Below are 22,127 nucleotides of genomic sequence, written 5' to 3'. Positions count from 1 at the left end.
CTGGACCACCTTTCTTTTCGGTGCTTTAGTCGATCACCATGGAGGACGTCGACGTCATCGAGGACCCGGCCGCCGCCGAGGTATCGCTCGACCCTATTCGCAGCAGACTGCTGGCCCTGCTGACCCAGCCGGGCTCGGCCACGATGCTCGCCGCTAAAATCGGTCTGCCGCGCCAGAAGGTCAACTACCACCTGCGCACGCTCGAGAGCCACGGCCTGGTCCGGCTCGTCGAGGAGCGCCGCAAGGGCAACGTCACCGAGCGGATGCTGCAGGCCACGGCCGCTTCCTATGTCATCTCCCCGGCCGCCGCGGCGGCCGTCGCCCCCGACCCGGCCCGGCACCCCGACCGGCACTCCGCCCGCTGGCTGCTCGCGGTCGCCGCCCGCCTGGTCCGAGACGTCGGCGCGCTGCTCACCGGCGCCGCCCGGGCCAACCAGCGAGTCGCGACCTACGCCCTGGACGCCGAGATCCGCTTCGCGTCGGCCGCCGACCGGGCCGCGTTCGCCGCCGACCTCACCGCGGCGGTCGACCGGCTCGCCGCCGAGTACGACAAACCGGACGGCCGCCCGCATCGAGTTGTAGTCGCGGTGCACCCGGCGGCTCAGTGAAGTTGCGACCCTGCCGATCAGGTTTGCGTGGCGCAGCAATGGGCACTGGCCGGCAACGTCGTCATCGCCGTCGCATACTCGGCGATCTGCATGGCGATCCTGGTGCCGGTGGTGCGCGCGGGACAGCTGCGCACCAACCGCCTCGCCGTCGCCACCGCGCTGATCTTCTTCAGCTGCGCCGTCGGCCACGCCTTCCACGCCGCCATGTACTGGCGGGCCGGCTACGACCAGCTCGGCATGCACCACGTGGCCGGCTGGAGCCTCTGGCCCACTGCCGTCTGGGACGTCCTCACCGCACTGGTCGGCATCTACTACTGGACCCTGCGCCGCGGCTACGGCGTGCTGCTCGGCGGCACCGGCGCCCTGTTCGTGGACGCCGGCGCCGAACAGCGCCGGCACGACATCGAGCTGCGCGAACGCGTCTCCGAGGGCCGCGCCGAGGCCGAAGCCGAACGCGACGCCCAGGCCGCCATGCTCGGCGCGATCATCGCCAACAGCCAGTCGCTCATCTACGTCAAGGACCTGGACGGCCGCTACCTGCTCGCGAACACCACGTTCGAGCGGGCCTTCAGCCTCGAACCCGGCCAGATCATCGGACAGACCGACGACGTCGTCGACCCGGTGCTCGGCGCCGTCTGGCGGGCCGCCGACGCCCGCGCCCACAACGGCCCCATCCACGTCGAGGAAACCGACAGCCGCGGGCGGATCTACGAGAGCAACAAGTTCCCGCTGCACGACGCCCACGGCGAGCTCTACGCGGTCTGCGGCGTCTCCCTCGACGTCACCGACCTGCGCGAAGCCACCCTGGAGGCCGAGAAATCCCGGGACGAGGCGCTCGCCCAGAGCCGGGTCAAGAGCGAATTCCTGGCCACCATGAGCCACGAGATCCGAACCCCGATGAACGGCGTCCTCGGCCTGGCCAGCCTGCTGATGAGCACCGAACTCGACGCCGGCCAGCGCCGCTACGCCACCGGCATCCACACCGCCGGCAACGCCCTGCTCGGCGTCATCAACGACATCCTCGACTTCTCCAAGATCGAGGCCGGGAAGATCGTCCTCGACGAGCACGACTTCGACCTCGCCGCGGTGCTCGCCGACACCGCCGCACTGATCGCGCCGTCCGCCGACGAGAAGGGCCTCGCGCTCGTCACCCGCCGCGGCGCCGACCTGCCGGTGATGGTCCGCGGCGACGGCGGCCGGGTCCGGCAGATCCTGATCAACCTGGCCGGCAACGCGGTCAAGTTCACCGGTCGGGGCAGCGTCACGCTGCGCGCCGACCCGGTCGTCACCCGGCCCGGCGCCGACGCGGTCGTGGTGCGCTTCGAGGTCACCGACACCGGCATCGGCATCCCGCCGGAGGACGCCGAGCGGCTGTTCGAACCGTTCACCCAGGCCGACGCGTCGACCACCCGCACGTACGGCGGCACCGGCCTCGGCCTGGCCATCAGCCGGCAGCTCACCGAGGCGATGGGCGGCACCATCGGCGTCGACAGCGAACCCGGCCAGGGCAGCACCTTCTGGTGCGAGATCCCGTTCGAGACCGCCACCGGCTCCACCTGCGGCACCCCCGCCGCGGGCAGCGGCCTGCGCATCCTGATCGCCGGCACCGGCCCCGACCGGCAGGAACTGGAGGAGGACCTGCGCCGCTGGCAGATGGCCGTCACGACCAGTGACACCGCGGCCGCCGCCCTGCGCACCCTGCGTGATGCCGCCGCGCACGGCCGCCCCTACGACCTGCTGCTCCTCGACGCCGACCCCGGCGACGTCGACACCACCGGCCTGGCCCGCCTGGTCACCGACGACCCGGACATCCCGCCGGTGCACATCATCGTGCTCAACGAGAACGCCCCGGCCGGGGACGACGGCGCCGGCACGCCCACCTACCTGCCCAAGCCGGTGCACCGGTCGGCGCTCTACGACCTGCTCGCCAAGAGCATGGCGGCCGTCGTACCGGTGCCGGTCGCCACCAAGCCGGTCGCGACACCGGCCGGCCGCGGCACGATCCTGCTGGTCGAGGACAACGACATCAACCAGATGGTGGCCACCGGCATCCTGTCCAGCCTCGGCTATCGCGCGGATGTGGCGGGCGACGGCGTCGAGGCCTGCGAGATGTCCGCCCGCCGCGACTACGACGCGATCCTGATGGACTGCCGGATGCCCCGGATGGACGGCTTCACCGCGACGGACGAGATCCGCCGCCGCGAGGCCGGCACGAAACACACCCCGATCATCGCGATGACCGCCAGCGCGCTGGTCGCCGACCAGGACCGCTGCCTCGCCGCCGGCATGGACGACTACCTGGCCAAACCCGTCAACCCCGCCGAACTGGATCAGACGCTGGCCAGGTGGATCGGCGCCGGCTCGCCGCCGACCCGCCCCTTCCCGGTACGCACGGCGGCCGACCCGATCGAACGCCGTCTGCACGAATTGGCCGGAGACGGCACCGAGCCCGAACGCGCCCTGGTGCGCCGGCTGGTCGACTCGTTCCTGGACCGCGCCCCGAGACACGTGGCGGCCCTGGACGACGCCTTCCGGGCCGGCTCCCTGACCGACGTGGAGGACGAGGCGCACACCCTCAGGGGCGCAGCCGGCAACATCGGCGCCGCCGCCGTGCAGGAAGTGTGCGCCCGCATCGAGGACGAGGCCCGCGCAGGCCGCCTGCACACCGGCGTCGGCGACGACCTGCGCACCCTGCACCTCGAGCTCGACCGGGCAGCCGAGCGCCTACAAGAGGCCCAGACCACAGCCTGACCCCCACCCGGCGGGTCGTCGTTTGACTGCTCCCCCGACTGATCTCCGCCTGGCCGGCCACGGCGGGTGGTTCGCGGATTGCTTCCCCGACTGACCTCCGCCTGGCCGGCCCACAGCAGGTCGTCATGGACTGCTTCCCCGGCTGGCCGCCCGTCTGGCTGGCCACGGCCGGTAGTCGCTGGCTCCTTCCCAGCCTGACCTCCGCCTGGCTGGCCGCGGCGGATCGTCGGAGATCGCTTCGCTGCCTGACTTTCACCTGGCCGGCCATGGCAGGTCGTCCTGGATCTGTTTCACAGCTCGACCTTCGCCCAGCCGACACGGCAGGTCGTCGTTGCTCCTTCCAAGCTCGACCTTCGCCTCATTGGTCGCGGCAAAGCCTTGGTGGGTCGTCGTTGATTCCTGCTTGTTCTTGGCCCGCGCCGAGCGACCTGGCGCACGTCGCGTAGAGCGTCCTAGGATGTTCGTTGCCTTGGGCGTGGCGGGGGCGTCGGCGGGGCGGGCGGGATTAGGTTCTGGAGCGATGGATGAGACTGTCGCCACGCTCGCGGAGACCCGGCCCTGCGCGCACTGCGGACGTCCGGTGCCGCAGCGGGCCTCGGCGGGACGGCCCTTCCGCTATTGCCGGGACAACGACGGCGAGTGCCAGCGCGCCTCGCGCAACGTGCGGATGCGGCACCGCGCCTCCCCCGGCCTGGCCGGAGAGGTGGCCCGCACCTGGGAAGCCGTCGACCGGCTCGACCAGCTGGTCGGCACGCTCACCGAGGCCCTGCACGAGGAGATGTCCCCGGCCGGCGTCGAGCGCCAGATGGCCGATGTCCGCGCCGAGACGTCGCGGGTGGTCGCCGCCGCGCACGCCGACCGGGACGAAGCCCGCCGCGAAGCCGACCAGGCCGCGGAGGCCACCGCACTGGCCAACCAGCGCGCGTCGGCCGCCCTGGTCGAGCGGGACGAGGCCCGCGGCCGGGCGGAGGCGGCCGACGAGGCTGCGGCGCAGGCCCGGCGGCTCGCCGACGAGACCGTGGCCGACGCCCGTCAGGCGGTGCAGCAGGCCGAGGCCGAGGCTCAGGTCCTGGTGCAGGCGGCTACCGCGGAAGCACGGGCCGCGGTGGAGGCAGCGAACGCGGAAGCACGAACCGCGGTGGAGGCAGCGAACGCGGAAGCGCGTGCCGCGACGGAGGCGGCAGCCGCTGACGTGCGGCAGGCGCGGGTGGAGGCGGACGAGGCGCTGCGGGCCGCCACCGCGGCCGAGGCGGCGCGGACCCGAGCTGAGGCCGACCGGGATGCGGCCACCGAGAGTTTGACGACGGCAAGGGCCGAGATCGAGGCGGTGCGCGGCGAGGCCGTGGCCGCCCGCCGGGACGCCGAGAATGCCAAGCACGAGGCCGAAACCGCGCGGCGCGATGTTGAGAACGCGCGGCGCGATGCGGATGACTCTGAGCGTGCGGCGATCGCCGCCGGCCAGGCCGCTCGGGTTGCCGAGCAGGCACTGGACGCCGCTCGTGCCGACGCCGAGGTGGCCCGCAAGGACGCCGCCACCGCCGTGCGGGAACTGGACGAGCTGCGGAAAGCCGCCGACGACGAGGGGCGGGAACGGGAGCGTCTGCGGCGTACCGTCGGTGATCTTGAAGCGACCGCCGAGCGCGACCGGAAGGCCTCGGCCCGGGATATCGCCGACCTCGAGCGGCGCCTGACCACGGCCCGCGCCGAGGCGGACGCGGCCAACGACCGCGCCACGCAGCTCTCCTCGCAGATCGGCGACCTTGCCGCCGCGCTGGCCGCCCTCGGCGGCCCAGCCCGCGAAGCAGCCGGGAGCACTCCGGCACCGCGGGCGTCCGCCGACCGCCGTGCCTAGCTTCGACGGCAGCGCCACCGACCTCGCGCAAGCGACCGAGACAAGCGATCGCAGGGCGCGCACCGGCGTTGCGCCCGGGCGTCGGACGCGAATCTTGCGCAAAGGCCAGGCCCACCCCGATGAAAGGCCGATCGGAGCGCACACCACCATCGAACCCAGGCCCGCGACGAGAACCTCGCGCCTGCACTCGGGCCCATCCCACCGGAAGATCGATCGGAGCACGCACACCGGCTCCTAGCCCCGGCCCTCGACGCGAACCTTGCGCAAGCCCGGACTCACCCCCAACAAGACCGACCGGAGCGCGCCCACCCACACTCAGCCCCGACCCTCGGCGCGAGACTTTGGGCGAAAGGCCGGGCCTACCCCAAGGGAAGACCGACCAGCCCAGGATGCCGGACTTTGCGCAGGCGGCCGGCCGAGCCTGATGATGGTGATCGGCGGGCGCGACGCGCCCGGGAGGTCCGCTTAGGGCGACTCGCCGACGGGTAACACACGGAAGCGCCCGAACCTACGCCTCTCATGCGTTTCTCCGGGTGGATGGTGACCAAAATCGCAAGATGTGGAGACCGCCCAAAGGGGCGTAAAGTGGATCAAGGTCCACTTCGGGGCGGTCGCGGAATGACAGTGGGGCGTCGCGGGCCGCTACGCTCGTAAGCGTTAACACCGCCGACACACGAGACTCAGCACGGGCGCGTCGCTGGAATCTCCCGACCGTCCCTTTCGTTAGACCAACGAGAGCAGCACCACGAGCGAGGGGAAAGCCGATCATGGGCGAACGCATGCTGCGCGGCAGCCGTCTAGGCGCAGTCAGCTACGAGTCCGACCGCAACACCGAGCTGGCTCCCCGGCAGACCCGCGAATACCTGTGCGTGAAGGGCCACCAGTTCGAGGTGCCGTTCGCCGTTGACGCCGAGGTCCCGATGACCTGGGAGTGCAAGTTCGACGGCAGCGTCGCACGCCTGGTGGACGGGAACGAGCCGGAGGCCAAGAAGGCGAAGCCTCCGCGCACGCACTGGGACATGCTGCTGGAGCGGCGGTCGATCTCGGAGCTGGAGGACATCCTCAACGAACGGCTCGAAGAGGTGCGCACCCGCCGGGGTCGCTGACCCACCGGCCGCATCACCGGCACCGAACAGGAAACGCCGCCCCGGAGAGATCCCGGGGCGGCGTTTTCGCATGTCGCAGCGTCAGCGGACGATTTCGCCCTCGACGACCTCGCCGTCGACGATCTCCGCGGGCTGGTGCGGGACCGTGGCGGCGGGAGTGGTCTCCGGCATCGGGTCGCCGCGGCGGACGCGCACCCGGCGCGGGCCGAACAGGTCGCCGGCCACCGCGGACGACACCGACCGCTCGGCGGGGGGGGGGGGGGGGGGGGGGGGGGGGGGGTGGGGGGGGGGGGGAGGGGGGGGGGGGGGGGGGGGGGGGGGGGGGGGGGGGGGGGGCAGAAAAAAGAAGAAGAGGGTTGAGACGGTTGTGGGGGGGTGGTTTCGTGCTTGCGGGGGGGGGGCGGGGCCCCCCCCCCACCGCACCGACCCGAGAGGACATCCATGCTCGTCGCCGACCCTCGCGCCGCAGCCGCCTGGCAGCAGTTCCGCGCGGAGCTCACCGAGGCCGCACCCGAGGACCGCCGCGAGATGCTGCGCCGCCGGGCCAACCAGTCGCGCGGCACCGACCTGCAGATGGTCGGCCGGGCCGGACTCGGGCACGTCGGCGGCGACATGTCCGTCCTGGACATCCTCACCACGCTCTATTTCGGCGTGCTGCGGATCGACCCGGAGAAGCCGGACTGGCCGGACCGCGACCGGTTCGTGCTCAGCAAGGGCCACACCGCCGGCGCGCTCTACACCACGCTCGCGGCGGCGGGCTTCTTCCCCACCGCGGAGCTGGCGACCTTCGCCGGCCCGCTCTCCCCGCTCAACGGCCACCCCAACCGGGTGAAGGTGCCGGGCGTGGAGACCAACACCGGGCCGCTCGGCCACGGCCTGCCGGTCTCGGTCGGCATGGCGGTGGCGGCCCGGCTGTCCGGTTCCGCCCGGCACGTGTACGTGGTCCTCGGCGACGGCGAGCTCCAGGAAGGCAGCAACTGGGAGGCCGCGATGACGGCCGGGCACCGCCGCCTGGCGAACCTGACCGCGGTGGTCGACCGCAACCGCCTGCAGCAGGGCGCCCGCACCGAGACCACCAACGGGCTGGACCCGCTGGACGACAAGTTCCGCGCGTTCGGCTGGGACGTGACCGAGCTGGACGGGCACGACCACGTGGCGCTGCTGGCGGCGTTCACCGCGCCGCGCGGCGAACGGCCGCTGTGCGTCATCGCCAACACCACCAAGGGAAGGGGCGTCTCGTTCATGGAGGACCGCGTCGAGTGGCACCACAAGGTGCCGACCGCCGAGCAGATCAGCGACGCCCTGGTGGAGCTGGCCCGATGAGCGAGCTGTTCGACTGCCGTGTGGCCTTCGCCGACGAGCTGATCAAGCTGGCCCGCGAGGACGAGCGAATCGTGGCGGTCTGCAACGACTCGGTGGGATCCAGCAACCTGGGCGCGTTCGCCGCCGAGTTCCCGGACCGGATGATCAACGTCGGCATCGCCGAGCAGGACATGGTCGGCATCGGGGCCGGGCTCGCGCTGAGCGGGTACGTGCCGTTCGTCTGCGCCGCCGCGCCGTTCCTCACCGGGCGCGCGCTGGAGCAGATCAAGGCGGACGTGGCGTACAGCCAGTCGCCGGTGGTGTTGTGCGGGATGAGCCCCGGCATGGCCTATGGCGAGCTGGGCCCGACGCACCACTCCATCGAGGACCTCTCGTGGCTGCGGGCGATCGCCGGGCTGGGCATCGTGGTGCCCGCCGACCCGGACGAGACCCGGGCCGCGGTGCGCTGGGCGGCCGGCGCGGCCACCCCGGTGTTCCTGCGGGTCGGCCGGTTCAAGGTGCCCGCGGTCAGCAACGGCTTCAGTTTCGGCGTGGCCGCGCAGCTGCGGGACGGCACGGACGTGACCGTGGTGGCCACCGGCACGATGGTCTCCCGCGCGCTGCAGGCCGCCGAGGAGGCCGCCGCCGACGGCATCTCGATCCGGGTGCTCAACATGTCCACCATCGCGCCGCTGGACGAGGAGGCGGTCCGGCGCGCGGCCCGCGAGACCGGCGCCATCGTCACCGCCGAGGAAGCGACCACGACCGGCGGGCTGGGCGCCGCGGTGGCGTCGATCGTGGTGACCGAGCCGGCCCCGGTGCCGATGCGCATGCTGGGCATCCCGCGCGAGTTCGCGCCCACCGGCACCACGGCCTACCTGCTGGAACACTTCGGACTCACGGCGGGGAACATCCGCGCCGCGGCGGCGGGCCTGACCCGGGCCGATGCCTGAGCGGCTGGTCCTGGCGATCGACCAGGGCACCAGTTCGACCAAGTGCCTGCTGGTCGGCGAGGACGGCCGGGTGGTGGCCGACGGCTCGGCGCCGGTCGCGATCGCCTATCCCAGGCCGGGCTGGGTCGAGCAGGACGCCGGCGACATCCTGGCGAGCGTGCTGCACGCCGCCGAAGCCTGCCTGGCCGGCGTCGACCGGGCCACGGTCGTCGCGGTCGGGCTGAGCACCCAGCGCGAGTCGGCGCTGGCCTGGGACCCGGCCACCGGCCTCCCGACCGGCCCGGTGCTGGGCTGGCAGGACCAGCGCTCCCGGGACATCTGCGACGTGCTGCGCGAGAAAGGGCACGCGGCGGAGATCGCCGCGATCAGCGGCCTGCCGCTGGACCCGATGTTCAGCGCGGCCAAGCTGCGCTGGCTCCTGGATCGCGCGCCCGGCTCGGCGGTGGGCACGGTCGACACCTTCCTCCGGTACGCCCTGACCGGCGCGCACGCGATCGAGATCGGCAACGCGTCCCGCACCCAGCTGCTGGACGTCCGCGCCGGCGCCTTCTCGCCCCGGCTGCTGGACCTCTTCGGCATCCCCGCCTCGGCGCTGCCCGAGGTGACGCCGTCCGACGGCGACCTGGGCGTGATCGGCGCGACCGGCGGCGTCCTGGCCGGGCTGCCGATCCGGGCGATCCTCGGCGACTCGCACGCCGCCCTCTACGCGCACGGAGACCGGGCGGCGTCCGGCGCGAAGGTCACCTACGGCACCGGCTCCTCGGTGATGGGCCTGCTGCCGGACGACCGCACCGACCTCTGTCTCACCATCGCCTGGAACGACCGGCTCGCCGCGGAGGGCAACATCCGCTCCACCGGCGCCACCGTCGCCTGGCTGGCCGGCCTGCTCGGGATCACCCCGGCCGGGGTGGCAGACCTCGCACGCGACGTGGAGAGCGACGGCGTGCACCTGGTGCCGGCGTTCGGCGGTCTGGCCGCGCCCTGGTGGGATGACGCCGCCGAGGGGCTGATCACCGGGCTGACGCTCGGCAGCGGTCCGGGGCAACTGGCCCGGGCCGCGCTGGAGTCGACCGCCCAGCAGGTGGCCGACGTGCTCGACGAGATGCCGGCGGTCGAGCGGGTGCTCGCCGACGGTGGCGCGAGCGCGAACGATCAACTCATGCAGATCCAGGCCGATCTGGCCGGGGTGCCGGTGCTCCGGGCGCGTACCGGAAATCTCTCCGCCTTGGGCGCGGCCCACCTGGCCGCACCCTGGGTCTCCCCCGCCGTCCACTACGACGAATTCGTCCCCGGTCTCGACCGGGACGACCGAACCGCCCGCCGCGCCTCGTGGCGGGCCGCGGTCCACCGCGCGTTAGGAGCTGACCGAGAATGACCGACTACCCACGATTCGGCGCGGGCCTCTGGCACTTCGCCACCTACGTCGACCGGTACGCGAGCGACGGCTACGGCCCGGCCCGCACCACACTGGACGCCATCAAGCTGGCCGGCCAGGTGCGGGACCTTTCCGTGGTCGACCTGAACTATCCGTTCACCCCGGGCGTCGGGCTCGGCGAGGTGAAGGACGCGCTGGCCGCCGAGGGGCTGACCGCGATCGGCATCACCCCGGAGATCTACCTGCGCAAGTTCAGCCGGGGCGCGTTCACCAACCCGGACCCGGCCGCCCGCACCGCCGCGCTGGACCTGATGCACGAGGCCGCCGGGATCGTCCGCGAGCTCGGCGCCGACTACGTGAAGATCTGGCCCGGCCAGGACGGCTGGGACTACCCGTTCCAGGTGAACCACCGGCAGTTGTGGAAGCTCGCGGTGGACGGCATGCGGGACCTGGCCGGCGCGCACCCCGACCTCAAATTCGCGATCGAGTACAAGCCGCGCGAGCCCCGGGTGAAGATGACCTGGGACTCGGCCGCCCGCACCCTGCTCGGCATCGAGCAGATCGGCCTGGACAACGTCGGCGTCCTGCTCGACTTCGGGCACAGCCTCTATGGCGGCGAGTCGCCCGCGGACGCCGCCCAGCTGATCATCGACCACGGCCGGCTCTTCGGCATGGACGTCAACGACAACCTGCGCGGCTGGGACGACGACCTGGTGGTCGGCACCGTGCACCTGACCGAGATCTTCGAGTTCTTCCACGTGCTGCGGCAGAACAACTGGGAGGGCGTCTGGCAGCTCGACCAGTTCCCGTTCCGCGAGGACAGCGTGGACGCCGCGAACACCGCGATCCGGATGCTCAAGATGATCCACCGCGCGCTGGACCGGCTGGACGTCGACACGCTGCTCGCCGCGCAGGAGCGGCAGGACGCGATGGCGGCGCAGCGGACCGTGCAGGACGCGCTCTTCGGCTCGCTCGACAAGGATTAGGGCGCCGCTACCCCAGGATGCGTTTGGCGGCGGCCGGGATGTCGGCCAGCTCGGGCTCGGTCACCAGCAGACCGGGCCCGGGTTGCGTCGCGCCCAGCTCACCGAGCAGCGCCCGCAGGTGCCCGGCGGCCTGCTCGGCCTGCTCTCGGGTGCCCGCGGTGACCACCGGCACGGCCTCCACGCCCTCGAGTCCCCCGGCCGGGAAGAGATCGAACAAGACCTTCAGGATCCCGGTGTACGCGCCCTTGTACGTCGGCGTCGCCACGATGAGCCGGCTCGCTCCGCGCACGGACCGCACCGCCGCCGCGGTGGCCTCGTCACCGGGCGTGAGCAGCCCCGGCCCGAGCTCGGCGACGTCCACCACGGCCGGCTCGGCGCCGGTCAGCACCCGGGCGGCCTCGACCGCGAGCAGCCGCGTGCGTGAGCCGGGACGCGGATTTCCGGAAAGCACCACCACAGTCATGCCGATATCCTATCCGCATGGTGGGGATTGGCGCCTAGAGGAGCTTGTTCTTCTTCAGGTACTTGGCGAGATCGGCGTAGGCGCCGTCCTCGTTGGCGAACATCGCCACGTTGCGGGCGGTGGTCATCCACGGGCCGGTGGACGGCTTCACCTCCTGCAATGCCGCCTCCAGGTCACGCTGCTCGATCATCCGGACCCGGCCGGAGGTGATCGACTCGTGCATGGCGTACTCCGCCGCGGTCTCGCAGAGGTGGGCCAGGTCGGCGCCGGAATACTTGTCGGTGGCGGCGGCCAGGCGCTTCAGGTCGACGTTCGCGATCGGGCGCTCGCGCAGGTGCACCTCGAGGATCGCGGCGCGGGCCTCGGCGTCCGGCGGCACCACCAGCACGGTGCGGTCCAGCCGGCCGGGGCGGCGCAGCGCCGGGTCGACGTCCCACGGCGCGTTGGTGGCGGCCAGCACGAAGACGCCCTCGTTGGTGCCCTCCATGCCGTCCAGCTCGGCCAGCAGCTGGTTGCCGAGGGTGCGCATCGCCGACGACTGCATCTGGCTGCGCTTGTGGCCGAGCGCGTCCACCTCGTCCAGGAACAGCACGCACGGGGCGTTGCGGCGGGCCGCGTTGAAGATCTCGTGCAGGTTGCGCTCGGACTGACCGATCCACATGTTCAGCACGTCGACCAGCGACACGGTGGCGAACCGGGCGCCCATCTCACCGGCCACCGCGCGCGCCAGGAACGTCTTGCCGCAGCCGGGCGGGCCGTAGAGCAACAGGCCGCCACGCAGGCTCTTGCCGTACAGGGTGCGGAGTTTCTCGTTTTTGAGAGGGGCCAGGAACGCGAGCTCGAGGCGCTTCTTGACGTCCTTCATGCCGCCGACGTCGGCGAGCCGGATGCCGGACGTCTCGATGTCGACGACCCGGTCCTCGTCGCCGGCGATCGGCTCGGGCTCGTCGTCGCCGCGGGCGAAGCGCGGCGGGATGCTGCCGTCGAACTCCTGCTCGTAGGCCCGCCAGTCCATCCCGTTGGCCGGCTTCGGCGACACTTCCCGCTCGTCGACGACCTCTTCTTCAAGACGGGGCGGGGTGCCGAGCGCGCGGGCCATCATCGCCTGGGTCTCCGGGTGGGCCGGCTCGGACTGCAGCGCCACGGCCAGGTGGGTGACCGCTTCGGGACCGCGCCCGGCCGCGATGAGCAGCTCCGCCAGGTGCCGCCGCAGCGGCAGGTCCCGCGGACTCGCCTCGACCGCTGCTGTCATGCTCTCGATCAGAGAACTGCTCATGGCACGCCATTATGCTGTGCCCGCGCCGCCGCCGATCGACGAGACGGGAACCACCGATGTCTGACGACCTGTTCAGCCCGACTGTCCGGGAACGTCCGGTTTCCGGGAAACGGCCGTGGCGGCCCGAGTCGATCTTCTACCCGGCGTTCTTCGGCGGCCCGCTGGCGGCGGCCACGCTGGGCGTGCTCAACGGGCGGCGGCTGCGGCTGCCGGGCGGCAGGCTGGCGCTGATCGCGGCGGCCGGGCTGGTCGCCTTCGGCGCGCGGCTGGCGGTCTCCGCGACCGCCGAGGGCAACAACGCGCTGCGGCTCACCGGCGCGATCGCCGGCGCGCTGGTCTGGCTGGTGGTCATCGCCGTCCAGCGGCGACCGTTCCGGGCCTACACCTATGCCGACGGCGAACCCGCCAGCCTGGTCGGGCCGGGGTTCGCCGCGTTCCTCGGGCTGGGCTTCCTGGAGGCCGCGGTCATCTTCGCGGTGATCCGGTGAGCTCGGAGCCGACCGCGTCGCCGGTCTTCGCGCGGGCCCGTGCCCTGCTGATGGCGCACCGGCCGGAGCAGGCGCTGACCGAGCTGGCCGCGTTGCCCACCGCCGAGTCGATCAGCCCCGAGGCGGCCCGGCTGCGCGGCTTCGCGTTGCTGCAGCTGGAGCGCTACCCGGAGGCCGCCGAGGCGGTGCGGGCCGGGCTCGGTGAGGGCGGGCCCGACCCCGATCTGCTGCGCATGCTGGGCCGGGCCGAGCAGGAGATGGGCCGTCTCGAGGTGGCCGAGCGGGCGTTCCTGGACGGGCTGGCGATGGCGCCGCAGGATCCGGATCTGCTGTGTGCGTACGCGAGGTTGTGCCTGGCCGACAACCAGGTGGAGAAGGCCGCCAAGCTGGTGGACCGCGCGGCGGCCCTCGATCCGCACTCGCCAGGCGTCTATGCGGCCCGAGTGCAGGTGGCCTACGCCCGCGGCGACGACCGGGAGGCGCAGCGGATCAGTCGCGAGTTCGTGGCGGCGTTCCCGGAGGACCCGGCGGCGCACGCCCTGCTCGGCAGCACCAGCGCGGCCCGCGGCCAGGTCGGCCCGGCCTATGACGGGATGCGCCAGGCCGCCGCCGGGGCGCCCGGCGAGCAGGCGTTCGCGGAGTCCGCTCTGGAGATGCGGATCGCCAACCACCCGCTGATGCTGCCGATCCGCCCGGTGATCCGGTTCGGTCCACTGAAGACCTGGATCGCGGCCATCGTGGTGATCTACGGCCTACGCCTGCTCGGCCTGCCCGCGCTCGCGGCCGCCTTCGCCGTGGTGTGGCTGCTCTTCTGCGTCTACTCCTGGGTGGTGCCGCCGCTGGTCCGCCGGTGGATGCGCCGGCGCTGGCGCTGACCGTCCACAGTTACTCACAGGTATCGACGTTCGCCGTTGTGCGCGACCGATGCTTTTCTGCTTAGGACCTTTACTTTCGTCAATGGAGTGCATAAGTTCTCCTCATCCACCGAAAGTTCTGAGTTCGCCGAGCAAAGACCGCGACCCGGCCCGCTCCAGGCCTCGAGAATTGCGCCACCGGTCGACCGTTCCGGCCCGTGCACCGCCATTCCGGTCGCGCGATTCCGCTTGGCCGCGATCGGAGTGACATGGTCGACGCTCCCGGCCCGTCAAGGTCCCGGCTGTCCCGCCGCTCATTGATCGGCACCACTGCGATCGGGCTGGCCACAGCCGGTGGCGTGGTGCTGACGAGGCCCGGCAGCCCGGCGAACGCGGCCACCGGCGCCACCCACCGGATCACCGTCTATGCCGAGGCCCTGCCCGGCAACCAGTACGGCTACGGCCTGGTCCGCGGACAGGCCACGGTGCCCGGCCCGGTGCTCGAGATGTACGAGGGCGACACCCTGGAGATCACCCTCGTCAACACCACTGACCAGCGCCTTTCCATCCATCCGCACGGTGTGGACTACAGCACCGACTCGGACGGCGCGCCGCTGAACAACTCGTTCAACAACCCCGGCGAGACCCGCACCTACGTGTGGCGCTCGCACGAGATGACAGCTGCGGCGGGCCGCCGGTTCATGCCGGGCAGCGCCGGCTACTGGCACTACCACGATCACGCGATGGGCGGCGACCACGGCACCGGCGGCATCGCCCGTGGCCTCTACGGCGCGCTGATCGTGCGGCGGCGCGGCGACATCCTGCCGGAGAAGCAATTCACCGTCGTCTTCAACGAAATGATGATCAACAACAAGATGGCGCCGAACACGCCGATGTTCGAGGCCAATCTCGGCCAGCGGGTGGAGTGGCTCGCGATCGGCCACGGCAATCTGTTCCACACGTTCCACCTGCACGCGCACCGGTGGGCCGACAACCGCACCGGAATGCTCGAGGGCCCGTCCGATCCGAGCCAGGTGATCGACAACAAGGACCTCAACCCGGGCAGCTCGTTCGGCTTCCAGGTGCTGGCCGGCGAGGGTGTCGGGCCGGGCGTCTGGATGTACCACTGCCACGTGCAGCAGCACTCCGAGGCCGGCATGTCCGGGCTGTTCCTGGTGCGCAACGCGGACGGCAGCATGCCGCCCGGCGCGGAGGAGGCCATCCACCGGTTCATGGGCCACGCCGGCAAAGACCACACGGCACACCAGTGACTTTCAAAAGAAGGGGCACGGGGATGAGGCTGTCCAGAAGTTCGTTCCGGATCCGGAGAAGGAGCCTCGCCGCGACCGCGGCGGCCGTGCTCCTGGCCGGGTTGATTCCCGCCGTCGCACCGCCCGCGCTGGCCGCGCCCGCCGCAGCCGCCGCGGGCGTGAAGGTGCTGGTGTTCCACGGCGCCGCGGCCGACCAGCAGGACCCGGTCGCGCGCGCCGCGCAGACCATCGACGACCTCGGCGCCGCGGCCGGCATCGAGGTGGACGTCACCAGCGACGCCGCCTCGTTCACCGCGAACCGGCTGTCCGCGTACCGGTCGGTGGTTTATCTGTCGGCCGCCGGCGCGGCGCTGACGCGTGAGCAGGAAGCCGCGCTGCAGACCTACATGAAGAACGGTGGCGGCTTCCTCGGCATCGCGGACGCGGCCAAGGCGCAGCTCGACTCCACCTGGTTCACCGGCCTGATCGGCACCCGCCCGGTGGGCGCGCTGCCGAACGCGGAGCCGGTCTCGGCGGTCACCGCCAGCGCGGAGAACCCGCCGAACGAGACCAAGGAGAAGCTCACCGACGGCGACCCGGGCACCAAGTGGCTCACCTTCAACCCGACCGGGTGGGTGGCCTACGACCTGGGCAGCGCCAAGGCCATCACGGGGTACGCCCTGACCTCGGCGAACGACTTCCCCGGGCGCGACCCCCGGGACTGGACGCTGCAGGGCTCGACGGACGGCCAGGGCTGGCAGAATGTCGACCCGCGCGCCGCCCAGACCTTCCCGGAGCGCTTCCAGACCCGCCGGTTCGACCTGACCGCGCCGGCCACCTACCGCTACTGGCGGCTGAACATCACCGCGAACAGTGGCGAGCCGCTGATCCAGCTGGCCGACTGGCGCCTGTTCACCGGCAGCACCACCGCACCGCAGCCGCCCGCGGTGGCCGAGACCGTGGTGGACATCCTGGACCGGCAGCATCCGTCCACCAAGGATCTGCCGCTCACCGTCAAACGGTCCGACCGCTGGTACAACTGGGACCCGAACCCGACCGGCGCGGTGCACACCGTGGCCCAGGTCGAGGAGCGGCACTACAACCCGGGTCAGGGCGCCAACGGCCCGTTCCACCCGATCTCCTGGTGCCGTGACTACGAGGGCGGCCGGTCCTTCTACACCGGCATGGGCCACACCGAGGGCAGCTACGGCGAAGCCGCGTTCCGCAAGCACCTGACCGGTGCGCTGCAGTGGACCACCGGCATCGTGCGCGGCGACTGCCAGGCCACCATCGCGGCGAACTACAAGGTCGAGCGGCTGACCGGCGCCAACCAGGCCGGCCAGCTGGACCAGATCGGCGAGCCGCACGGCCTGACCATCGCCCCGGACGGCACGATCTTCTACGTCGGCAAGGCGGCCTGCCCGTCCGGCCCGATCGTGGACTGGGCGGACCCGAACGTGGGCAAGGGCTGCGGCACCATCCACAACTGGGATCCGGCCACCAAGACGGTCAAGCTGCTCACCACGCTCGAGGTGATGGGCAACCGGGGCAGCGGCAGCGAGCTGGTCAAGAACGAGGAGGGCCTGCTCGGCATCGTGCCGGACCCGAAGTTCGCGGACAACGGCTGGCTCTACGTCTATTGGATGCCGCACGCGTCGATCGACCGCGAGAAGCGGATCGGCCAGCGCACCATCTCCCGGTTCACCTACGACAAGGCGACCCGGAGCATCGATCAGGCCACCCGCAAGGACCTGATGGAGTTCCCGGTGCAGATCCACAGCTGCTGCCACGCGGGCGGCGGCATGGCCTTCGACGCCAAGGGCAACCTCTACGTCGGCTCCGGTGACAACAACTCGTCCGAGGGTTCGAGCGGCTACTCCGGCAACAACTGGACGGCCGAATACCAGGGCATCTCGTTCCAGGACGCCCGGCGCACCTCGGGCAACACGAACGACCTGGCCGGCAAGATCATCCGCATCCACCCGGAGGCGGACGGCACGTACACGATCCCGGAGGGCAATCTCTTCCCGCCGGGCAACCCGAAGGCACGCCCGGAGATCTACGTGATGGGCGTCCGCAACATCGCCCGCCTCGCGATCGACCCGGTGACGCAGTGGCTGACCGCCGGCTGGGTCGGGCCGGACGCCGGATCGCCCAGCCCGACGCTGGGCCCGGCGAAGTACGAGACCGCCACGATCATCACGTCGGCGGGCAACCAGGGCTGGCCGTACTGCATGGGCAACCGGCAGCCGTACCGCGACCGGAGCAACACCGACGCCACCGTGCTCACCGGCTGGTACGACTGCAACAACCTGAAGAACGAGTCGCCGCGCAACACCGGCCTGGTGGACATCCCGCCGGCCCGGGACAACATGATCTGGTACTCGCCGGACGGCGGCGGCCCGGTCTTCCCGACCCGCACCGACGGCTCGGGGCTGCCGACCTATGTCGCCGCGCAGGCCACCTACACGCAGCCGTGGTTGCGCGGCGGCGGACAGGCGATCATGTCCGGCCCGACGTACCACCGCTCGGAGGTCGACACCGGCAGTGGCGTGGCCTGGCCGGCGTACTGGGACAAGAAGTGGTTCATCGGGGACGAGTCGAACCCGCAGAACCGTGTCGCGGTGACCATCGACCCGGCCGGGGTGCCGACCCAGTCGCCGCCGCCGTTCGCCGAGTCGCTGCGGGCGATCTTCCCCGGCGGCAACGCGGACAACCGCGTGATGAGCTGGATGGACGCCAAGTTCGGCCCGGACGGCGCGCTCTACGTGCTGGACTACGGCGGCGGCTTCTTCAGCCTGCACGCGGCGCAGAAGCTGCTCAAGGTGAGCTACACGGGTGGCCCGGCCACGCCGGTGCCCGCCGCGACCGCGGTGGCCGTGCAGAACAAGCCGCTGACCTACCAGTTCACCGGTTCGAAGTCCGGCGGCGTCTCCTGGGCGTGGGACTTCGGCGACGGCACCACCTCGACCGAGGCCGACCCGCGGCACGTCTACACCCGGACCGGCGCCTTCACCGCCAAGCTGACCGTCACCTATGCCAACGGCGAGAAGGTGACCACCCAGGTCACCGTGAACGTCGGCTGCGCGGTGCCGGACGCCCGGAGCACGGTCTTCCTGGGCGACACCGACACCGGGGTGGCCAACCGGGCGGCCGGCGGCGGCTGCACGATCAACGACCTGATCGACGACGAGAGCACCTGGCCGGACCACGACAGCTTCGTCCGGCACGTCACCAAGGTCGCCGACGATCTGCAGAAGGCCGGTGTGCTGAACGGCCGCGAGGCCGGCACGCTGACCCGGCTGGCGGCGGCGTCGCCGATCGGGCGGCAGGGCCACCAGGGCTACGAGCCGATCTTCGACGGCACCGCGCAGTCCTTCGCGGGCTGGGAGCAGGCGCCCTCCGGGTCGTTCTCGATCCAGCCGGACGGGTCACTGCGCTCGGCCGGTGGGCTCGGCATGCTCTGGTACACCAAGGAGTACGGCGACTTCTCGATGAAGTTGCAGTTCAAGGACATCGCACCGGGCACCGGACGCGCCAACACCGGCGTCTTCGCCCGCTTCCCGGACCCGCGGATCCCGCTGGACCAGCGTCCGCCGGGCAGCTGCGGCACGGTCGGGTCGGCGCGCACCTCGCAGGCCTGGGTCGCGATCTACTGCGGCCACGAGATCCAGATCTACGACGGTGAGACGGGCGAGCCGCAGAAGACCGGCTCGATCTACAACTTCGACCCGATCGGACTGGCCGCGGCCCGCCCGACCGCGAAGAACATCTGGAACGACTACGAGGTGAAGGTGGTCGGCCAGCACTACACGATCATCCGGAACGGCGTGGTCATCAACGAGTTCGACAACACCCCGGGCAAGCCGTCGTCCCGGGCCGGCGATCCGCCGACCGACATGCGGCAGTTCCTCAGTGGCTTCCTGGGTCTGCAGAACCACGGCGACGCCGATCTGGTCGAGTACCGCAACATCCGGGTGAGGCCCCTGTGACCGCACGACTCAAGGCGGCCCTGGCCGCCCTGCTCCTGATGGTTTCCACCTTCGCCGCGGCGTCTCCCGCCGCGGCGGCGGTGGAGACCCTGACCTGGACCGCCGACGGCGACATCACGCGCTACAAGTCGGCGCCCACCTCCGCGGTGGCCGGCGAGACGAACATCGTGTGGGAGAACAGCGAGGCGACCGGCAACACCATCGGCATGCCGCACACGCTGACCTTCGACACCAGCACCGAGGGCTACAACCACGATGTCAACCTGAACATCCTGGCCAGCCCGTTCGACGCGCAGAACGGCCGGCACACCGCGGTGGTGACGCTGACTCCGGGCCGATACCGCTACTTCTGCACGATCCCGGGGCACAGCACGATGGTCGGCGAGTTCACCGTGACCGAGAGCGGTGGCGGCGACGACACCACCCCGCCGACCGTCTCCGGACAGGTCTCCGGCACGCAGAACGACGAGGGCGACTACGTCGGCTCGGCCACCGTCACGGTGACCGCGTCGGACAGCGGCTCCGGAGTGGACACGATCGAATATCAGATCGACGACACCGGCTTCGAGCCGTACACCGCGCCGGTGGTGGTGACCGCGATCGGCGACCATTCGGTCCAGTTCCGGGCCACCGACAACGACGGCAACACCTCCCCGGTCGGCTCGGTCGGCTTCACGGTGGTCGAGCCGGGTGATGAGGACGTCACCCCGCCCACGGTCAGCTCCACCGTCACCGGTCAGCAGGACACCAACGGCAACTACATCGGTACGGCCACCGTCACGATCACGGCCTCCGACGCGGATTCCGGGGTGGCCTCGATCGAGTACAACGTGGACGGTGGACCGTTCCAGGCGTACACGGCGCCGGTGGTGGTCAGCGGCGTGGGCTCGCACATGGTGCACTACCGGGCCACCGACAACGCCGGGAACACCTCGGCCGAGCAGATGGCGATGTTCACCATCGTGGCGCCGCCGACCGAGGACACCACGCCACCGACCGTCACCGCGGCGGTCACCGGCGATCGGGAACCCGACGGCGACTACATCGGCACGGCGACGGTGACGCTCACCGCCTCCGACGCCGGTTCGGGCGTCGACCTGGTGGAGTACGCGCTGGACGGCAACGACTGGGCCGAGTACACCGCGCCGGTCGTGGTCGGCACGCTCGGCGCGCACTCGGTCCGCTACCGGGCCACCGACAACGCCGGCAACACCTCGGCCGAGGGATCCACCTCGTTCACCGTGGTCGCGCCGCCGACGCCGGACACCACGGCGCCGGTCACCGCCGCCACGGTCGCCGGTGAGCAGGACGGCGACGGCAACTACGTCGGCGCGGCCACGGTCACCGTCACGGCGAACGACGCCGAGTCGGGGGTGCGCCGCATCGAGTACGCGCTCGACGGCGGCGCCTGGCTGACCTACAACGCGCCGGTCGTGGTGCGCTCGACCGGCTCGCACACGGTGAAATATCGAGCGACCGACAACGCCGGCAACACCGCGGCCGAGAAGACCGTGACGTTCACGGTGGTGTCGTCCGGTGAGGACGCCTGCCCGGCCTCGGACACCCGCGCCACCGTGGTGATCGGGATGGACGACACCGGCGTCGCGAACGTCGACACCGGCGACGGCTGCACCATCAACGACCTGGTCGACGAACACGCCTCCTACCCCACCCACGCCGCCTTCGTCCGGCACGTCGAGGCGGTCACCGGACCGCTCGTCGCGGCGGGCACCATCACCAAGCGGCAGCAGGGCTCGATCGTCCGGGCGGCGGCCCGATCGGACGTCGGCTCATGAGCACCCACCCTCTTTCCCGGAAAGGGAGAACTGCGATGCCCAGACGGATAATCGCCCACTTCGCAACCGCGGCCGCCGTCGTCACCGGCGGGGTGCTGGCCGGCGCGGCCCCGGCCAGCGCCGACCTGGTCACCTACTGCATCGGCACCGGCGGCGCGGTCACCGTGCCGAACGACCTCTACGTCCCGCCGAACGAGTCCTGCGACCTGACGGGCACCACCATCACCGGCAACGTGAGCGTGGCCGCGGGCGCCAACCTGGTGGTCGCGGGCGGGCAGATCAACGGCGAGGTCCGGATCGCGGCGAACGGCTATCTGGACGCCAGCGACTCCACGGTCGGCGGCGCGGTGGTGGTCGCGGCGGGCGGTTACGGGGTCTATCTCCGCGCCGCGGAGACCGGATCGATCACGGTACGCCCGAAGGGCAGCACCACGGTCGACAGCTTCCTGTTCGTCGAGGACACCACCGTCACGGGCGGCGTGTCGGCCAGCGCGGGCGAGGTCCGGCTGGACCAGAACACCCAGGTGACCGGCAACGTGAGCAGCTCGGGCACCTACTACACGGACGTGCACGACTCGTTCGTCGACGGCACGCTCTCGGTGCTGAACAGCGGCACCGGCAGCGTGGTGTGCGGCAGCGCGGTGCGCGGCCGGACGACGTTCGCCGGCAACCTCGGCGGCGTGCAGCTCGGCCCGAACGGCGGGCTGGACGGCTGCGCCTCCGGCGGCTACTTCGGCCGGGACGTGAGCATCACCAACACCACCGGCGGGGTGACCGTCGACGACAACATCATCGACGGCGTGCTGACCGTGCAGTCGAACACCCCGGCCGCCGTGGTGGCCCCGAACAACCGGATCCGCGGCGGCGTGAACGGTGAGGCCAACGCGGCCGGCACCTCGATGCGGACCAAGGGCGCGACGGCCGACCGCGAGGGGGCCGGCGAGCAGCGGGCCGCCGAGCGCCGCACCAGCGCCGTAGCCGAGGCAGAGGCCGCCGGCGCAGCGAACCTCTAACAGCAGGTCAGCCGGCCGATTTCGCCGCCGATGACTTGCGGCCGACAAAGTCCCTTGGCTTC

Annotated in this window: 15 protein-coding genes and 2 pseudogenes; 14 read left to right on the top strand and 3 right to left on the bottom strand. The window is 71.6% G+C overall.

Annotated elements, in window-relative coordinates:
• The first annotated feature begins 38 nt into the window (after nucleotides 1–38).
• The 4 genes from ACZ6TI_RS14570 to ACZ6TI_RS14555 all read left to right on the top strand — a co-directional run bounded on the left by ACZ6TI_RS14570 (nucleotide 39) and on the right by ACZ6TI_RS14555 (nucleotide 6,317).
• Nucleotides 39–608 carry a helix-turn-helix domain-containing protein gene (locus ACZ6TI_RS14570; protein WP_465345524.1) on the top strand — a complete coding sequence of 190 codons (570 nt, stop codon included), beginning with the start codon at nucleotides 39–41 and terminating at the stop codon, nucleotides 606–608.
• Nucleotides 609–635: 27 nt separating this feature from the next.
• Nucleotides 636–3,359: a hybrid sensor histidine kinase/response regulator gene (locus ACZ6TI_RS14565; protein WP_465345523.1), complete on the top strand. Its 2,724-nt coding sequence runs from the start codon at nucleotides 636–638 to the stop codon at nucleotides 3,357–3,359.
• A 520-nt stretch (nucleotides 3,360–3,879) separates the two neighbouring features.
• The gene (locus ACZ6TI_RS14560) at nucleotides 3,880–5,211 is read left to right on the top strand and encodes a coiled-coil domain-containing protein (RefSeq protein ID WP_465345522.1); all 1,332 of its coding nucleotides are present in this window, start codon (nucleotides 3,880–3,882) and stop codon (nucleotides 5,209–5,211) included.
• A 767-nt stretch (nucleotides 5,212–5,978) separates the two neighbouring features.
• Nucleotides 5,979–6,317, top strand: a complete 339-nt coding sequence (locus ACZ6TI_RS14555) for an RNA polymerase-binding protein RbpA (protein ID WP_465345521.1) — start codon at nucleotides 5,979–5,981, stop codon at nucleotides 6,315–6,317.
• An 81-nt stretch (nucleotides 6,318–6,398) separates the two neighbouring features.
• Here ACZ6TI_RS14555 and ACZ6TI_RS14550 read toward each other — a convergent pair.
• Nucleotides 6,399–6,566: pseudogene (locus tag ACZ6TI_RS14550) on the bottom strand (FxsA family protein); the annotation flags it as partial.
• 192 nt (nucleotides 6,567–6,758) lie between these two features.
• Here ACZ6TI_RS14550 and ACZ6TI_RS14545 point away from each other — a divergent pair.
• The 4 genes from ACZ6TI_RS14545 to ACZ6TI_RS14530 are packed head-to-tail and all read left to right on the top strand — an operon-like array spanning nucleotide 6,759 to nucleotide 10,933.
• The gene (locus ACZ6TI_RS14545) at nucleotides 6,759–7,640 is read left to right on the top strand and encodes a transketolase (protein WP_465345520.1); all 882 of its coding nucleotides are present in this window, start codon (nucleotides 6,759–6,761) and stop codon (nucleotides 7,638–7,640) included.
• A complete protein-coding gene (locus ACZ6TI_RS14540; RefSeq protein WP_465345519.1) occupies nucleotides 7,637–8,572 on the top strand; it encodes a transketolase family protein in 936 nt (311 codons plus the stop codon). Before ACZ6TI_RS14545 ends, ACZ6TI_RS14540 begins: the two co-directional genes overlap by 4 nt.
• Nucleotides 8,565–9,947 (top strand): FGGY family carbohydrate kinase, encoded by a 1,383-nt coding sequence (locus ACZ6TI_RS14535; RefSeq protein WP_465345518.1) that lies wholly within the window; start codon nucleotides 8,565–8,567, stop codon nucleotides 9,945–9,947. The genes ACZ6TI_RS14540 and ACZ6TI_RS14535 overlap by 8 nt, the downstream gene beginning before the upstream one ends.
• Nucleotides 9,944–10,933 carry a sugar phosphate isomerase/epimerase family protein gene (locus ACZ6TI_RS14530; protein WP_465345517.1) on the top strand — a complete coding sequence of 330 codons (990 nt, stop codon included), beginning with the start codon at nucleotides 9,944–9,946 and terminating at the stop codon, nucleotides 10,931–10,933. Before ACZ6TI_RS14535 ends, ACZ6TI_RS14530 begins: the two co-directional genes overlap by 4 nt.
• A gap of 7 nt (nucleotides 10,934–10,940) precedes the next feature.
• Here ACZ6TI_RS14530 and ACZ6TI_RS14525 read toward each other — a convergent pair whose 3' ends face one another.
• Together ACZ6TI_RS14525 and ACZ6TI_RS14520 are read right to left on the bottom strand one after the other, a co-directional pair.
• Nucleotides 10,941–11,396, bottom strand: a complete 456-nt coding sequence (locus ACZ6TI_RS14525; RefSeq protein WP_465345516.1) for an NADPH-dependent FMN reductase — start codon at nucleotides 11,394–11,396, stop codon at nucleotides 10,941–10,943.
• A 34-nt stretch (nucleotides 11,397–11,430) separates the two neighbouring features.
• Complete coding sequence (locus ACZ6TI_RS14520) at nucleotides 11,431–12,672, bottom strand: AAA family ATPase (protein ID WP_465345515.1); 1,242 nt, start codon at nucleotides 12,670–12,672, stop codon at nucleotides 11,431–11,433.
• 56 nt (nucleotides 12,673–12,728) lie between these two features.
• Here ACZ6TI_RS14520 and ACZ6TI_RS14515 point away from each other — a divergent pair, with 56 nt between their 5' ends.
• The 6 genes and pseudogenes from ACZ6TI_RS14515 (at nucleotide 12,729) to ACZ6TI_RS14490 (ending at nucleotide 22,065) form a co-directional block, all read left to right on the top strand.
• Nucleotides 12,729–13,160, top strand: a complete 432-nt coding sequence (locus ACZ6TI_RS14515; RefSeq protein ID WP_465345514.1) for a hypothetical protein — start codon at nucleotides 12,729–12,731, stop codon at nucleotides 13,158–13,160.
• Nucleotides 13,157–14,035 (top strand): tetratricopeptide repeat protein, encoded by an 879-nt coding sequence (locus tag ACZ6TI_RS14510; protein WP_465345513.1) that lies wholly within the window; start codon nucleotides 13,157–13,159, stop codon nucleotides 14,033–14,035. Before ACZ6TI_RS14515 ends, ACZ6TI_RS14510 begins: the two co-directional genes overlap by 4 nt.
• 248 nt (nucleotides 14,036–14,283) lie before the next feature.
• Entirely contained in the window at nucleotides 14,284–15,285 is a 1,002-nt protein-coding gene (locus ACZ6TI_RS14505) for a multicopper oxidase domain-containing protein (RefSeq protein WP_465345512.1), read from the top strand.
• Nucleotides 15,286–15,308: 23 nt separating this feature from the next.
• Entirely contained in the window at nucleotides 15,309–19,256 is a 3,948-nt protein-coding gene (locus tag ACZ6TI_RS14500; protein WP_465345511.1) for a ThuA domain-containing protein, read from the top strand.
• Nucleotides 19,253–20,788: pseudogene (locus ACZ6TI_RS14495) on the top strand (cupredoxin domain-containing protein); the annotation flags it as partial. The gene ACZ6TI_RS14500 and the pseudogene ACZ6TI_RS14495, both read left to right, overlap by 4 nt.
• Nucleotides 20,789–21,087: 299 nt before the next feature.
• Nucleotides 21,088–22,065, top strand: coding sequence for a hypothetical protein (locus tag ACZ6TI_RS14490; protein WP_465345510.1), 978 nt, complete (start codon nucleotides 21,088–21,090; stop codon nucleotides 22,063–22,065).
• Nucleotides 22,066–22,127: the final 62 nt, after the last annotated feature.

The sequence above is a fragment of the Actinoplanes sp. NPDC051388 genome, assembly GCF_055586225.1.
The sequence above is the reverse complement of the archived record's forward strand: the minus strand, read 5'-3'. Positions and strand labels throughout refer to the sequence as shown.

Excerpts from the sequence above, each read along its gene's own strand:
- ACZ6TI_RS14505 (WP_465345512.1), top strand. The coding sequence starts at position 14,284 with ATGGTCGACGCTCCCGGCCCGTCAAGGTCCCGGCTGTCCCGCCGCTCA.
- ACZ6TI_RS14540 (WP_465345519.1), top strand. The coding sequence starts at position 7,637 with ATGAGCGAGCTGTTCGACTGCCGTGTGGCCTTCGCCGACGAGCTGATC.
- ACZ6TI_RS14515 (WP_465345514.1), top strand. The coding sequence starts at position 12,729 with ATGTCTGACGACCTGTTCAGCCCGACTGTCCGGGAACGTCCGGTTTCC.
- ACZ6TI_RS14490 (WP_465345510.1), top strand. The coding sequence starts at position 21,088 with ATGCCCAGACGGATAATCGCCCACTTCGCAACCGCGGCCGCCGTCGTC.
- ACZ6TI_RS14520 (WP_465345515.1), bottom strand. The coding sequence starts at position 12,672 with ATGAGCAGTTCTCTGATCGAGAGCATGACAGCAGCGGTCGAGGCGAGT.
- ACZ6TI_RS14530 (WP_465345517.1), top strand. The coding sequence starts at position 9,944 with ATGACCGACTACCCACGATTCGGCGCGGGCCTCTGGCACTTCGCCACC.
- ACZ6TI_RS14500 (WP_465345511.1), top strand. The coding sequence starts at position 15,309 with ATGAGGCTGTCCAGAAGTTCGTTCCGGATCCGGAGAAGGAGCCTCGCC.
- ACZ6TI_RS14535 (WP_465345518.1), top strand. The coding sequence starts at position 8,565 with ATGCCTGAGCGGCTGGTCCTGGCGATCGACCAGGGCACCAGTTCGACC.
- ACZ6TI_RS14570 (WP_465345524.1), top strand. The coding sequence starts at position 39 with ATGGAGGACGTCGACGTCATCGAGGACCCGGCCGCCGCCGAGGTATCG.
- ACZ6TI_RS14525 (WP_465345516.1), bottom strand. The coding sequence starts at position 11,396 with ATGACTGTGGTGGTGCTTTCCGGAAATCCGCGTCCCGGCTCACGCACG.
- ACZ6TI_RS14545 (WP_465345520.1), top strand. The coding sequence starts at position 6,759 with ATGCTCGTCGCCGACCCTCGCGCCGCAGCCGCCTGGCAGCAGTTCCGC.
- ACZ6TI_RS14555 (WP_465345521.1), top strand. The coding sequence starts at position 5,979 with ATGGGCGAACGCATGCTGCGCGGCAGCCGTCTAGGCGCAGTCAGCTAC.
- ACZ6TI_RS14560 (WP_465345522.1), top strand. The coding sequence starts at position 3,880 with ATGGATGAGACTGTCGCCACGCTCGCGGAGACCCGGCCCTGCGCGCAC.